Origin of the sequence: Mycobacterium sp. 48b (assembly GCF_048282725.1) — a bacterium.
Taxonomy (GTDB): Bacteria; Actinomycetota; Actinomycetes; order Mycobacteriales; family Mycobacteriaceae; genus Mycobacterium.
Window position 1 is genome coordinate 917,555 of sequence record NZ_JBLVUL010000001.1, and the last position, 13,795, is coordinate 931,349.

Genomic DNA, 13,795 nt, shown 5'->3' on the forward strand with positions numbered 1-13,795 from the left:
ACCGGGTTTCAGGCGGCCCCTCGGGTATGCGTCAAGCAGAGCGTGACTGGTCCCACCCGCCGCCGGCATGCGCGTGTGAATAGTGCGCCCATGCGCCGGGTGGTGACAGCGAACTCTGGCCGTCGGGTCCAACGTCTAGGATTCGAATCCATGCGCACCCACGGGTGGGGTGGTGCCACCCCCGCGAGTGACGACGAGGCCATCGAACGGATTCTCGATGCGGCAAGCGCGGCCATCGAAGAGCGAGGTGCGGCCATGCGCGTGGTTGATGTCGCCCGGACGCTGGAGATATCGCGACAGACTGTCTACAACTACTTTCCCGGTGATTCACTTCTCGAGGCCGTGGCCACCCGGTCGGGGTTGCGCTACCTCGAAAGCCTCGCCGAGCACCTGAGGGGTATCACCGATCCGGTTGATGCGCTGGTGGAGAGTTTCGCCTACACGCTGGAGTGGCTACCCAACGATAAGCCGGTCCAGTTGATGCTTGCCAACGATCTCGGTCGTACATCCAACGAAGTGACTTCGGATATGGCCAAACAATTCGGTCACGGCATCTTGGCAGGCCTGGACGTCGACTGGAAGGCGCTCGGCTTCGATGACGAGGGTATCGACGACCTGGTCGAATACATGTTGCGGATGCTGCAGTCGTTCATGATCGACCCGGGCCGTCCGGCGCGCACCGGCAAGGCACTTCGTAGCTACGTGCGTCGCTGGCTCGGCCCTGTCGTCACATCCGAGATCGCGAGGCATCACGGCGCAGGACGGTGACCGGCACGTCCAACTCCCACGGCTGCCTGTCCACCAGATCGGCGACCTCGAAGGTGCCACGTTCGAACTCGCCGGTGGCGGCGTCGACGATCCGGTACTCGTGGCGCTGCCGATGAATCGGTTGTCCGTCGAGTATGAGCACGCGCAGCTCCTGCGGTTCGAAGTGGCACCGCCGCTGAAGGGCGTCGATCAACTGCTCGTTGTGCAGGTGCCCGTCCCCGAAACTCCACCCCACCGCGTAGCCGGCCACCGGCTCGCCGTCGATGACGGTGTAATCGGCGTCGCGGCCGGGCGGTATGACGTGGTCCCACAGGGTCAGCAGGCCCCGGCCATGGGCGTACATCCCCCGAAAGGCATGCCCGAGGGACAGGGAGGCCTGCGTGCCCTCCGGTGAGGACAGCTTCTCGATCTGCTTGTGCTGGACCAGCCCCAGGCCGATCCGGTGGTCGGCCAGCTTCTGGCTGGCGGCCTCGGTGAAGAACCATTGCGAGGTGTCCCAGTTGCCCGCGTAGTACCGCATGCCCGGCAGGAACGACACCTTGGGCGGGGCGATGTTCCCGATGACGATGCCGGCGACGATGACGGCCAGGAGTGCCGCGATCGGCCACGGTTGCGTCACGTCAGTCCAGCCGATGGCTGCCTTGTCCACGAACAGGGTGCCAATGCCGAAGAGCATGAACACATTCCACTCCAGCGGCACCCCGAGCGGGATCGAGGTGAGGATCACCAGGTGGAACACGATCATCACGAATGCGGCCAGGTAGGTGAGGGTGCCGCCGTCGGAGAAGAACAGCACCAGCGGCACGCCCATCTCGATCACCGTCCCGAAATGGGCGAGGAACCGCGCGATGAACCCGGGGCGCAGGTCGTCCGGAAAGCGGCGGAAGAATTTCCGTTTCATCCACTTCGCCCGCGCCAGCGGGTTGTTGGCCATCATGGTCGCGACCACGAAGGGAAAGTGCCGGTTGAGTTTCGACGTCGCGGCCCCTATCCAGATGGCGAGCATGACCAGCTTCGCGGCGACGATCATGTTGGGTCCGGCGAACAGGAACGTCACCGTCAGGCTGCCGTACACCTCACCGCGGGTGGCCAGGAAGATCACCTTGTCGCGCAGGCCGAGGACCGCCAACAACGCCAGGATCGGCACGATCTTGCCGGTGGGGATGACGCCTACGGAGGTGTCCAGTTGGGCGATGGGGCCGGTGCCGTCGGACAGCAACGCGAACACCGTGGTCCCGAGCAGACCGGTGTAGAGCGCGACGTCGAAGATCGACCGACTGTCGCCGCCGGTGAGCGGAATCCTGTTGGGCCACGGTGCAAGTCGGATGGTTCCCGGGCGCAGCCAATACAGCGGTGAACCCATCGGCGGCGCGATCTTGCCGGTCAACGGCCCGAACCCGCACCCGAGGCCGAGGACCTCGAACAGTAGCGACCACAGCACCACCTTCTGGAAGACGATCGGCTCGCTCCACCAGGTTTCGATATCGCCCCATCGGTCGATGCCGGTGGTCGACAGCGCGAACAGCAGGCCGCCCAGGATGTAGAGCCCGATCTTCACCACGTACAGCAGGGTGAACACATCGGGGTTGCCCATCCCGTTCTCGGCGATGTGCTGTGCCATCGGCTTGATCCGGTCGGGGCGGCTGCGGGTTTGCCACTCGGCGATATCGATGTGCGGCATGTTGGGTTTGAGGAATCCCACGGCGAGAAGCTAACACATAGAATTGACGTTTTGAGTAAACTGTCCAGCCATGAGCTTTGACACCGCGATACTCAACGGCCGGTGGTTCGACGGGACGGGCGGTCCGTCGGCGGTTCGCAACCTCGGGATCCGTGACGGCCGTATCGCAGCGGTCACCACCGAACCGATTGACGGGGTCGAGGTCATCGATGCCACCGGACACTGGGTCATCCCGGGGATCATCGACATTCACACCCACTACGACGCGGAGGTGCTGGCAGCGCCCGCGCTGACGGAATCCCTGCGCCACGGCGTGACCTCGATCGTGATGGGGTCGTGCTCGTTGTCCACGGTGCACGTCAGCGCGTCTGAGGCGGCTGATCTGTTCGGCCGGGTCGAGGCCATTCCGCACGAGCACGTCGTGCGCATCGTGGGCGAGTGCAAGACCTGGACCGGTGCGCAGGAGTATGTCGAGGCACTGGAGGCGCTTGCGCTCGGCCCCAACGTCACGGCCTTCATCGGGCACTCGGATATGCGGGTGGCGGTGATGGGCCTGGACCGGGCCACGCGTAAGGACGTTCGACCGACCCGCGCCGAACAGGCCCGCCTGGAGTGCATGCTGACCGAGGCTCTCGACGCCGGCTTGATCGGGTTGTCTTCGCAGCAGCTGCTTTTCGACCGCATCGACGGCGATGTGTGCCGGTCACGCACATTGCCCTCGACTTATGCCAAGCCCAGGGAACTGCGCCGGCTCAAATCTTTGCTGCGCAGGCGGGACCGTGCGCTGCAGTCGGGACCCGACATCACCCACCCGCACAACATCGTGTCGCAGGCATTGCAGTCGGTGGGAATCGGCCGCCCGCGCCTGAAGACCAGCCTGCTCGCCGCCGCCGATATGAAGTCCGCACCCGGAGGTATGTGGATCACTGTGGTGCTGGCCGCGATCGCCAACCGGCTCGGCGGAGACTTCCGGTTCCAGCACCTGCCGGTCCCGTTCGAGGTGTACGCCGACGGGATCGACCTCGTCATCTTCGAGGAGTTCGGCTCCGGTGCGGCAGCCCTGCACCTCAAGACCCAGATGGAGCGCAACGAGCTGATCAAGGACGAGGCCTACCGCCGGGCGTTCCGCAAGGACTACGACAACAGGTTCGGCCCGCGGGCGTGGCACCGGGACTTCTTCGACGCCGAGATCGTCGGGTGCCCCGATGCGACGCTGATCGGCAAGTCGTTCGGCGACGTCGGCGTTGAGCGCGGCGGGTTGCACCCGGTGGACGCCTTCCTCGACCTCGTCCTGGAGCACGGTTCGCAATTACGCTGGCGCACCACGATTTCCAACCACCGGCCCAAGATGCTGCGACAGCTCGCGGTCAAGGGCGGCATCCAGATGGGCTTCTCCGACGCCGGAGCGCACCTGCGCAACATGGCGTTCTACAACTGCGGGCTGCGGCTGCTGCGTCACGTGCGCGACGCGCAGCGCGCGGGCCGGGAGTTCATGACTGTCGAACGGGCGGTACACCGGCTCACCGGTGAGCTCGCCGACTGGTATCACCTGGACGCCGGCCATCTTCGGATCGGGGACTGGGCGGACCTCGTGGTGGTGGACCCGCAGCGGCTCGACGCGACACTGGACGAGTACCACGAAGCTCCGATCGAGGCCTTCGGGGGTCTGCGGCGAATGGTCAACCGCAACGACGCCACCGTCAAGACCGTCATGGTCGCCGGACACACGGTATTCGCCGACGGTCGTCCGACCGAGCTGGTGGGCCGACAACGAACGGGTAGCTTCCTGCGGGCCGATGGGCGCCCGCGCAACGCGCCCCTTCCCCGTGACACCGAGCGCCCGAGCGTGGTCACGGCATGAACGAACCCGAACGACTGACCATCGACCTTCCCCATCTGCGGTACGAGGCACTGGCCTGGGGGTCGCAGGACGGCCGGCTGATGTTGTGCCTGCACGGCTATCCGGACACCGCGTGGACATGGCGACATGTCGGCCCTTCCTTCGCCGCACAGGGATTCCGGGTGGTGGCCCCGTTCATGCGCGGCTACTCGCCGACCGAGCTGGCGCGCGACGGGGACTACGGAATCGGTGCCCTGATGTACGACGCGCTGGCGCTGCACACCGCGCTCGGTGGCGGCCCCGACGCGGTCCTGGTCGGCCACGACTGGGGTGGCCTGGCCGCCAACGGAATCGCCGCCCATCCCGGCAACCCGTTTTCGAAGGTGGTCTCGATGGGTGTGCCACTGGTGGCCGGGCTCAAGCCGGGCGCCGGTCGCGGGCGCGCCCTGCTGCGGTTGCTGCCGGCGCAGTTGCGCATGAGCTGGTACGTCCTGTTCCAACAGATTCCGAGGGTCTCGGAGCGGAGCCTGGATTGGGTGCTGCCGAAGTTGTGGCGGGACTGGTGCCCGCCCGGCTACGACGCGAGCGCGGACCTCGAACGGCTGGACGAGAGCCTGTCCAGCCCCGAACGCCGCACCGCCGCACTGTCGTACTACCGCGCACAGTTTCGCCCGCTGCGCCGCGCACGGCGCCATCGTGACCTCGACGAGTACGCGATGGGACGGCCGCCGATCGTGCCGATGCTGGTCATGCACGGTCGGGTGGACGGGGCGATCGATGCACGCATGGGGGCGCTGGGAACCCACGTGCTCCCGCCGGGTAGCAGGCACGAACTCATCGACGATGCAGGGCATTTCATGCATCTCGATCAGCAGGGCATGGTGCACGGGTTGATCAAGGAGTACGTGGCGTCATGACAAACGTGACCTTCCGGAAGATGCGGTTCGACGTGGACAAGTCGATTCCGTTCCAGTGGAATCCCGCCAACCCGGCCTCTGGTGTGCAGGCCAACATGATCTCTTTCATCGCCGTGGGGTTCGAGCGATACCTCGTGCTCGCCGTACGCGAGACGCTGGATACGATGACCGACCCGGGACTGCGCGAGGAGGCCGAGGTCTTCATCGCCCAGGAGTCGCAGCACACCGCCGCGCACCGCAAACACGTCAACGCGATGATCGCCCGCCATCCCGGGCTGCGGCAGGTCCTCAACGACGTCAACAAGTCCTACGAGGAGTTATACGCAAGCCGGCCGCTGAAATTCCACCTGGCCTACATCGCCAGCCTGGAAGCCACCTTCCCTCCGCTGTTCACATTCATGATCGAGCAGCGCGAGCACCTGTTCAACGGAGACTCCCGGATCGCATCGCTGTTCCTGTGGCACTACATCGAGGAGATCGAGCACCGCAGTTCGGCCGAGCTCATCTTCGACGGAGTGGTGGGTGACCGCTTCTATCGGCTGCGCACGCTGCGCACCTCGATGGGACACATCGTCGGGCTTGCGCAACTGATCGCCGAGGGTTTCCGCGCCCATGTCCCGGCCGATGAGATCGGGGTGTGTGTGGATGCGGCGACGCAGGCATTTTGGAGAGACGAATTCGCTTCGAGGGCACCGCTTTTCAGGCATCGGCGATCCGCCTCGGCGCCACCGAGCATCTATGCCGGGATCCCATTGCGGAGACTGCTCAAGCTGGTCGGCGGCCTGGTGCGCTCGCAGCTCCCGCACCACCACACCGCGAACGTCGCCGTTCCGCCCTGGTATCACACCTGGATGAAGAGCTACCACGACGGCGAGGACATGGCCCATTACTACGGCATCACGGCCGTCACCGGCCGCTAGAGGGGAGCACTACCGATGGCAGGTCCCTGTCCCGCAGACTTCGCGCGGATGGCCGCTGAACTCGGCGGATTCACCTGTGACGGTGCGCAACCGGTCATCGGATTGCGCAACCCGTTCGGGTTGACCAACTGGACCCTGCCGGTACTGGAGGTACTCATCGTCGCGTGTGCGGTGCTCGCGCTGGTGCACGCCGTGCGCAGGTACCGGGCCGGTGATCGGGTGCCGATGGCCCTGTGGTGGGCACCGGTGGTCTACCTGTTGGTGATCGAGATCCCGGTGTACTTCCCGAATCTGGTCGGGGCCGAGAACACCGAGAACTCGATGGGTGTCGTGTTCGTGCACAACGTCTTCGCGGTCGAGTTCCTGTGGGATCGGTTGCCGCTGTACATCGTTGCCATCTACCCCGCGATGACCGTCCTCGCCTACGAAGTGGTGCGCGCGTTCGGTGTGTTCGCGCGCCGCGGGATCCTGGCCGGCGCCATGTCGGTCGGGTTCGTGCACCACTGCTTCTACGAGGTGTTCGACCACCTAGGGCCGCAGCGCAGTTGGTGGTTGTGGAACACCGCCTCTGAGGCGAACCAGCCCGCGGTCGCCGCGGTACCGGCCAACAGCATCTTCCTGTTCGCCACGGTGGGGCCGATCCTGGTGACGGCCGTGATCCTGGCGATCAACCGACGCCGCGATGGCACCGGCCTGGATACTTTTCCGAGGCTGGTCGGGGCCATCCTGTGTGCGGGCGTCGTGACACCGATCGGGTTGATCATCGTCGGTGTGCCCGGGCGGATCGCGGGCGGCAGTGGTGTGCAGCCCAACGTCGGCGCGCAGGCGGTGGTGTTGGGATTGCTCACCGTGGCGTTCCTCGCCGTCGGCGCGTGGTTCTTGGGCGGCGCCTGGCTGCGACGCGCCGACCAGCCGCTGACCTCGGCGGCGCCGTTGGTATGGCTCAGTGGCAGTGCGTATCTCGCTGTCTTCGCGCTGCTGTGGGCCGTGTCGCTGCCCGCGTACTTCGCCGCCGCGGATGGGGTCACCGCGAGCGGCACCCTGACCGGGAGCCTGCCGTACGCACTCGCCTGCTGGCTGGTGTGCGCACTGCTGCTCGCGGCGGTCCGCCCGCGACGTACCGCCGGGTCAGCCCAAGTGGCGGTGCCGGCGGCCAGCGGCCAGGGCCGCGCCGAATGACGGTCACTGTCGTACAACCGGATACCGCACCGCGGGGTGTGCCACGGGTCGCGGACATCTGTGGCGTCGACCTTTCATCCCCGGAGACGTTCATCGATGGGCCACCGCATGCGGCCTTCGATGCGTTGCGCGCGCAGGCGTCCGTCGCGTGGCAGGACGAGCGGGAGCATCGCTCCCGCGTCGCGGAGTTGCGAACCGGACTTCCGACACCTCCGTCACCGGGATTCTGGGTCATCACCGCACACGCCGAAGCGCAGGCGGTACTGCGCGACGCTGCCGCCTTCTCGTCGGAGCTCGGCGGTGTGCTGATGACCAACGTCGACGAACTGTCCCTGGCCGGGCTGCGGATGATCCTGATCAACATGGACGACCCGCGGCATGCCCTGCAACGAAAGCTGTTGTCACCGTTCTTCACCCCGAGGCTGATCGAGGCGATGCACGGTTACGTGGAGGGCAACGCACGCGATATCGCGCGTGATTTCGCCCGCGCCGGCGGTGGCGACTTCGTGTCCGACGTCGCTGTCGAGTTGACCGTGCGCGTGCTGGCGAACCTGCTTGGTATACCAGACGAGGAGCGGGGCCGCGTGCTGCAGTGGGCCAAGATCAGCGACGTGGAGAGCCCCGGCCTCGAAGACGGCGGGGCCGCCATCATCGCCTTGATGGCCGACCTGTTCGAGTACGCGAAGGGCGTCCGGGCTGGGCGCCGTGCACAACCCACCGGCGACCTGATGTCCCAGCTGGCCAATGCGACCGTTGACGGCGTCGAGTTCACCGAGGACGAGTTCTGCTGGTTCTACCTGATGCTCATCATGGCCGGCACTGAGACGACCCGCTACTCCTTGGCCGGGGCGGTGAGGTCACTCGACGAGACCGGGCAGTGGGCCCAGCTTGTCGGCGGCACGGTATCGGCGACCGTCGTCGACGAACTGCTCCGCTACGTGTCACCTGTGATGCACATGCGGCGCACCGCCACTCGGGATGCGGAATTGGGCGGCCAGCGTATCCGAGCCGGCGACAAGGTGGTGGTGTGGATGAACGCCGCCAACCGGGATCCGGCGGTGTTCGACCACCCGCATCGGATCGACCTTGCGCGAGAACACAACCCGCATGTGGTGTTCGGCTACGGCGCCCACTTCTGCCTGGGTACTCGCCTCGCCCGGCTGCAGCTGGCCAGCATGCTGGGTGAGTTGGCGCAGACCTGCCCCGGTCTGCGGGTCGCCGGGCCGGCCGAGCGGATGCCGTCGACATTCATGGACGCGGTGGTGAAGCTGCCCGTCGAGGTGTGAGGTTCAGCGCAGGTTGTAGTCGTCCGGGTCAGCTCGGCTGGTCCACTTCCAGTAGTCGGCGATGCGGAAGCCGTACAGGCTGGGCGTCATACCGGCCGAGTTCTTGTAGTAGCTCGCGACGTTCGGGTAGGTGTAAACCATCGTGTTCAAGCGGTCCTGGTTGCGGCGGTTGTAGTCCTCGCACACCTCGGGCCGCACCGTCGCGGTGCGGGCCTCGCTCGCGATCACCATGTCGATGCAGCTCAGGATGTAGCGCATCTGGCACTCGGAGTTGTAGATGATGCTGGTGCCGTTGACCGCGTTGGTACCCGGACCGTACATGCAGTAGAAGTTCGGGAATCCGGGCACGGTAATACCGAGGTAGGCATACGGGGATTCGCCCCAGGCCTCGTTGAGCGTCTGGCCGTCCAGGCCACGGATGTCGATCGGGCCCAGCTGGTGATTGACGTCGAAACCGGTGGCCCACACCAGGACATCGGCCGGGCGGTGAACCCCGTCGACGGTCCTGACGCCGTTCGCGGTGAGCTCCGCGATGCCGTTGCGGATCAGGTCGACGTCGTCCCGCTGCAGTGTTGTCAGCCAGGTTCCGTTGTCCTGCAGCATCCGCTTTCCCATCGGCGGGTAATCCGGGATGACCTTGGCCAGCAGGTTCTCGTCGTCGGTGAAGGCCCGCATCCAGGCGATCAGCATCTCGCGGACGGCATGGTTGGCTTCACAGCAGGACAGCCCACCGGTGTCCCACTCCGGGTCGACCATCACCCGCTCCTCGGCGGCGTCGGCCAGCGGCCACCACGAGATGAAGCGCAACCAACGCCCGTAATACGGCAGGTGCCGGGTCGCCCAGCGGGCACCGTCCGGGATGGCGTCGTGGTAGGCGATGTTGGGGGCCATCCACTGCGGGGTGCGCTGGTACACATCAACCTGCTCGGTGCGATCGGCGATGGCCGGGACGAGTTGGAAGCCGCTGGCCCCGGCGCCGATCACCGCGACCCGCTTGCCGGTGAGGTCGACATCTTCGCGCCAGTCCGCGGTATGGAACGACGGTCCGGAGAAGGTGCGGGCGCCCTTGATATCCGGGATGACCGGATTGCTGAACTGGCCGACTGCGCAGATCAGTGCCCGCGCCCGCAACTCCTCCTCGGGGCCGTCGGCAGAACGAATGATCACCCGCCAGGTCGAGGAGTCGTCGTCCCACTGTGCCTGGGTGACCTCGGTGGAGAACCGCACGTGCGGCGCGATGTCGTGCTTGGCCATCACGTTTTCGAGGTAGGTCAAGATCTCAGGCTGCTCGGAGTAATGATGGGTCCAGTGGTCGGTCGGCTCGAAGGAGTAGGCGTAGTACTGGTTGGCGATGTCGACCCGGCAGCCCGGGTAGCGGTTGGCGCGCCAGGTACCGCCGACTCCGTCCTGTTTGTCCACGATCGTGAACGGGATGCCCGCTTGCTTGAGTTTGATCCCGGCCAGCAGGCCGGCCTCTCCGCAGCCGATGATCACCACCGGGAAAGCGCTGCGCTGCTGGGCCGTTGAGGACAGCGGTGGACCCGACTGGTCGGAGTCGGACAGGCGAACGTCGGCGGCGACATAGTCGACGTAGTCCTCGGTGACCTGGCCGGCGGACATGACGTCGAGCATGACCCGCATCTGATCCTCGTTCGGCACGAATGGCGGCGGGCACCCGCGGTCCCGGTAATTGCGCACCACGTCGTACGCGCGGTCGCGCACGATCTGCTTGTCGGCCTCGTTCATGCCGCCCTGCAGGTCCATCGGGATGAGCATGAAGGGCTTGGGGAGATCGTCCAGCAAGGACATATCGCCGGTCATGTGCACCATCGACATCAGCAGGGCGGGCACGCTGGCCTCGTCGATCGCCGTTCGGATGATGTCGTCGGAGGCGTCGAAGGACAGCCCGAGCAGTGCATCCGGCGCGTAGTGCTGCAAAAGGTCATTCTCCCGCATGACGGGCAATGCTAGCGATAGACTGGACACATCACAATGAATGTCCAGTCGAGATTCGAGGGACGCGGTCGCGATGACAGACCTCCAAGTACGGCGAGTGCGGTTCGACTTCGCCGGTGACGATGTGCCGTTCAACTGGAACACCGATCGGCCGGCGTTCGCGATGCAGTGCAACCTCATCTCGTTCTTCGCGCCGGGTTTCGAGAAGTTCATCGTCGACGCCACCCGAGAAGCGCTTCCACTCATCCGCGATCCCGAGATCGTGCAGGAAGCCAACGCCTATCTGAGACAAGAGGCGCAGCACTCCGCCGCGCACGTCAGCCACATCCGCGCCCTGACCCGCCGGTGGCCGGGACTGCGCGACACGATGGAAGAGGTGACGGCGTCCTTCGACCGCCTCACGGCCACCAAACCGCTGGCCTGGCGTCTGGCCTATACCGCCGTCGTCGAGGCGACGTTCACGCCGTACTTCAAGGTGTTCCTCGATCACGAAGACAAACTGTTCGCTCCGGGTGACGAACGTGTCGCGTCGCTCTTCCTGTGGCACTTCGTCGAGGAGATCGAACATCGCAGTTCGGCCCTGCGGGTGTACGACGCCGTGCACGACAGTTATCTGTACCGGCTTGCGACCATCGCCGGCGTCGTCAGGCACATCGATGAGATCCTCGGCATCGTCTCCGGCGGATTCCGCGCCCACGTGCCGAACGCCGACGGCGGTGAGTACGCGGCATTGATCCCAACGGGTCTGTCGTTCAGCGTATTACGTGCCGCACAACGCGCGACCCGCGAGCTGTCCAAGCCTGGCCACGCCACCTATGCGGGTGTCCCGCGGAGGGAGCTGCTGGCCATGATGATCGGCCTGATCCGCTCCCAGGGGCCCGGTCATGACCCGGCCACCGAGCAGTTGCCGCCGTTCGCGGGCCGGTGGTTCGAGCGGTTCCACGCCGAGCCCAAGAGCGTCGCCCGGTGGTACTCGCTGGGACAGCGGGTCAGGTCGTGACCCAGCAGCGCACCGAGGGGCCAGCCTTCTCCTTCGAGACGGGCGGCGATATCGACGACGTACTGGCACCGGTACGCAAGGCGGCCGAAACTGTCACCGCGCAGTTGCCGTTCGTGCGATCGATGACGCGGCGGGTGCTCGACCACTTCGACGGTAAGAGCCTCGACATCGCCGACGACGTGGTGATCGTTCCCGCCGACGTGTTCACCGGTGCGCAGCGACATACCGCCGAGCGCGCCATGATGCGCCGGGTTCCCCACGTCGTCGCGTGGGGTGGGGAGATCGCCGCACCCGGTGACTACACGACCAAGGACGTCATGGGCACCCCCTTGCTACTGGTCCGCGACAAGGATGGCAGCGCAAGGGCATTCGTCAATGTATGTGCGCACCGCGGCGCGCAGGTCGCGCAGGGCTGCGGGCACGCGACCCGATTCACCTGCCCCTATCACGCCTGGAGTTATGACCTCAACGGCCGGTTGGCCACCGTGCCCGGCCGCCGGATGTTCGACGGGGTGGACCTGTCCGCGCTGCGGCTGCGCCCGCTGCCCGCGAGCGAGCAGGCCGGGCTGATCGTAGTCGCGCTCGACGAGTCCGTCGAGGTGGAGGGCTTTCTCGATGATGCCGGGGAGGATCTCGCGAGTTTCGGGTTCGGCCGCTATGCGCACGCGGTCAGTGCCGACCTCGAGCTACGGGCGAACTGGAAGTTGGCCGTGGACGTCAACTTCGAGGGATATCACTTCCCGTTCCTGCACAAGGACACGCTGGCGCCCATCGTCACCAACAACTCGGTGTTCGACATCTTCGGCGCACATTGCCGGTGGGCCTTTCCGTTCCGCAACATCGAGGAACTCCGCGATGTCCCGGAACGGGATTGGCCCGAGCGCTTCAGCGGGTCGGTGGTGTACGGCATCTTCCCAAGCTGCGTCCTGGTCGAGTCGCCGGTCTCGACACTCATGCTGCGGGTCTATCCCGGCCAGTCGGCAGCGTCGTGCACCGTGCACATGATCGGCGGCGCCCTGCACCCGATGGTGACCGATGACGATCGGCTTCTGGCGCAAGCCGGATTCGACGGAGCTACCACCGTCCTGCGCGATGAGGATTTCCCGGCCGCCGAGGCCTGCCAGCGAGGTATGGAGCACGGACTGCAGAACGCGATCATCGGGCGCTCGGAGGCGCTTGTTGCCCACCTGCATCGTCAGTGGGATGCGGCGCTCACACCGTGAGCATGACCTTGGTGCAGTCAGCGGTGCGCGCCGCGATCTTCGCGTAGCCGTCCGCGGCTTGCTCCAGCGGCAGGCGATCGGTGAAAACCCCACGGGTATCGAGCTTTCCGGCCTCGATCAACGGCAACGTCTCACGCCAGGTCGACTGGACCGCGGCCATGGACATCCGCAGCGTGATCGACCTGTACACGCCGATGAGCATCGGCATCGGGTACGGCGCGAGATCGTGGATGCCGACTACCGATATCGTGCCGCCCGTACGCACCGCGCCGAAGGCCGAATCCAGCGACTTGTCGGTGGCCACCGAGTCGATGGCGACATCGACACCGCGGCCGTCGGTGGCAACAAGAATCGCGTTCGCGACATCCCCGTCGAGCGGGATGCCACCGCAGGCTTCGGCATTCGACCGCCGGCCCTGGACCGGATCGAAGGCGAAGACTCGGGCGGCGCCGAGAGCCAGCGCAGCCCGAACCGCACACAGTCCGACGGCCCCGAGGCCGAGCACGAGTACGGAGGAGCCTGGTCCAACGCCGCCCCGCCGCGCCGCGGTCCAGCCGGTCGCCAGGTTGTCTGTGAGCAGAAGGGCTGCCTCGTCGTCGATCGAGTCGGGCAGCTTCATCAGCGTGTAATCAGCCCTCGGGACGGCAAGTAATTCGGCCTGCGCACCGCCCAACCCGGCGCCGAAACCGAAGATCGCCGACTCGCGGTCGCACGTCGCCGGATCCCCGGCGCCGCACCCTGGGCAGTGTCCGCAACCTGTGATGCAGGAGACCATCACCCGGTCGCCGACAGCGACCGTACTTGTGGCGCTGCCGATCTCGACGACAGTACCGACGGCCTCGTGACCGATGGACAGACTGTCGACCGATGGGAGGTCACCCTCGTAGAAGTGCAGATCAGATCCGCAGATCGCTGCGGCGTTCACGGCGATCACTGCTCCGTCGGGTCCTGGCAACTGAGGGTCGGGCACCGACTCGACACGGATGGAACCGCCGCTGTTCATGATCACCGCACGCATGAGCGCG

11 protein-coding genes are annotated in these 13,795 nt (G+C 66.0%); 8 read left to right on the forward strand and 3 right to left on the reverse strand.

Annotated elements, in window-relative coordinates; translation table 11 throughout:
- Positions 1 to 150: 150 nt before the first annotated feature.
- Complete coding sequence (locus ACNQR1_RS04335; protein WP_418044343.1) at positions 151 to 768, forward strand: TetR/AcrR family transcriptional regulator; 618 nt, start codon at positions 151 to 153, stop codon at positions 766 to 768.
- Here the strand turns inward: ACNQR1_RS04335 and ACNQR1_RS04340 are convergent.
- Positions 728 to 2,470, reverse strand: coding sequence for a DUF3556 domain-containing protein (locus ACNQR1_RS04340; RefSeq protein WP_418044345.1), 1,743 nt, complete (start codon positions 2,468 to 2,470; stop codon positions 728 to 730). The two genes, ACNQR1_RS04335 and ACNQR1_RS04340, sit on opposite strands and share 41 nt — an antisense overlap.
- Positions 2,471 to 2,519: 49 nt before the next feature.
- Here ACNQR1_RS04340 and ACNQR1_RS04345 point away from each other — a divergent pair, with 49 nt between their 5' ends.
- From ACNQR1_RS04345 to ACNQR1_RS04365, 5 genes are read left to right on the forward strand one after another with little or no spacing between them, the layout of a single operon-like run.
- Positions 2,520 to 4,310, forward strand: a complete 1,791-nt coding sequence (locus ACNQR1_RS04345; RefSeq protein WP_418044346.1) for an N-acyl-D-amino-acid deacylase family protein — start codon at positions 2,520 to 2,522, stop codon at positions 4,308 to 4,310.
- Entirely contained in the window at positions 4,307 to 5,206 is a 900-nt protein-coding gene (locus ACNQR1_RS04350; RefSeq protein WP_418044348.1) for an alpha/beta fold hydrolase, read from the forward strand. Before ACNQR1_RS04345 ends, ACNQR1_RS04350 begins: the two co-directional genes overlap by 4 nt.
- On the forward strand, positions 5,203 to 6,126 hold the full coding sequence (locus tag ACNQR1_RS04355) for a metal-dependent hydrolase (RefSeq protein WP_418044350.1): 924 nt from the start codon (positions 5,203 to 5,205) through the stop codon (positions 6,124 to 6,126). Before ACNQR1_RS04350 ends, ACNQR1_RS04355 begins: the two co-directional genes overlap by 4 nt.
- Before the next feature lie 15 nt (positions 6,127 to 6,141).
- Positions 6,142 to 7,305 (forward strand): hypothetical protein, encoded by a 1,164-nt coding sequence (locus ACNQR1_RS04360; protein ID WP_418044352.1) that lies wholly within the window; start codon positions 6,142 to 6,144, stop codon positions 7,303 to 7,305.
- The gene (locus ACNQR1_RS04365; RefSeq protein ID WP_418044354.1) at positions 7,302 to 8,591 is read left to right on the forward strand and encodes a cytochrome P450; all 1,290 of its coding nucleotides are present in this window, start codon (positions 7,302 to 7,304) and stop codon (positions 8,589 to 8,591) included. The genes ACNQR1_RS04360 and ACNQR1_RS04365 overlap by 4 nt, the downstream gene beginning before the upstream one ends.
- Before the next feature lie 3 nt (positions 8,592 to 8,594).
- On the opposite strand, the gene ACNQR1_RS04370 is transcribed toward ACNQR1_RS04365, so the two are convergent.
- Entirely contained in the window at positions 8,595 to 10,547 is a 1,953-nt protein-coding gene (locus tag ACNQR1_RS04370; RefSeq protein WP_418044356.1) for a flavin-containing monooxygenase, read from the reverse strand.
- Positions 10,548 to 10,620: 73 nt separating this feature from the next.
- Between ACNQR1_RS04370 and ACNQR1_RS04375 the strand changes: the two genes are divergently transcribed.
- Both ACNQR1_RS04375 and ACNQR1_RS04380 read left to right on the forward strand, forming a co-directional pair.
- Positions 10,621 to 11,547 (forward strand): metal-dependent hydrolase, encoded by a 927-nt coding sequence (locus ACNQR1_RS04375; RefSeq protein WP_418044358.1) that lies wholly within the window; start codon positions 10,621 to 10,623, stop codon positions 11,545 to 11,547.
- Positions 11,544 to 12,770: an aromatic ring-hydroxylating oxygenase subunit alpha gene (locus ACNQR1_RS04380; protein WP_418044360.1), complete on the forward strand. Its 1,227-nt coding sequence runs from the start codon at positions 11,544 to 11,546 to the stop codon at positions 12,768 to 12,770. Before ACNQR1_RS04375 ends, ACNQR1_RS04380 begins: the two co-directional genes overlap by 4 nt.
- Here the strand turns inward: ACNQR1_RS04380 and ACNQR1_RS04385 are convergent.
- Entirely contained in the window at positions 12,760 to 13,788 is a 1,029-nt protein-coding gene (locus ACNQR1_RS04385; protein ID WP_418044361.1) for an alcohol dehydrogenase catalytic domain-containing protein, read from the reverse strand. The two genes, ACNQR1_RS04380 and ACNQR1_RS04385, sit on opposite strands and share 11 nt — an antisense overlap.
- Positions 13,789 to 13,795 lie beyond the last annotated feature (7 nt).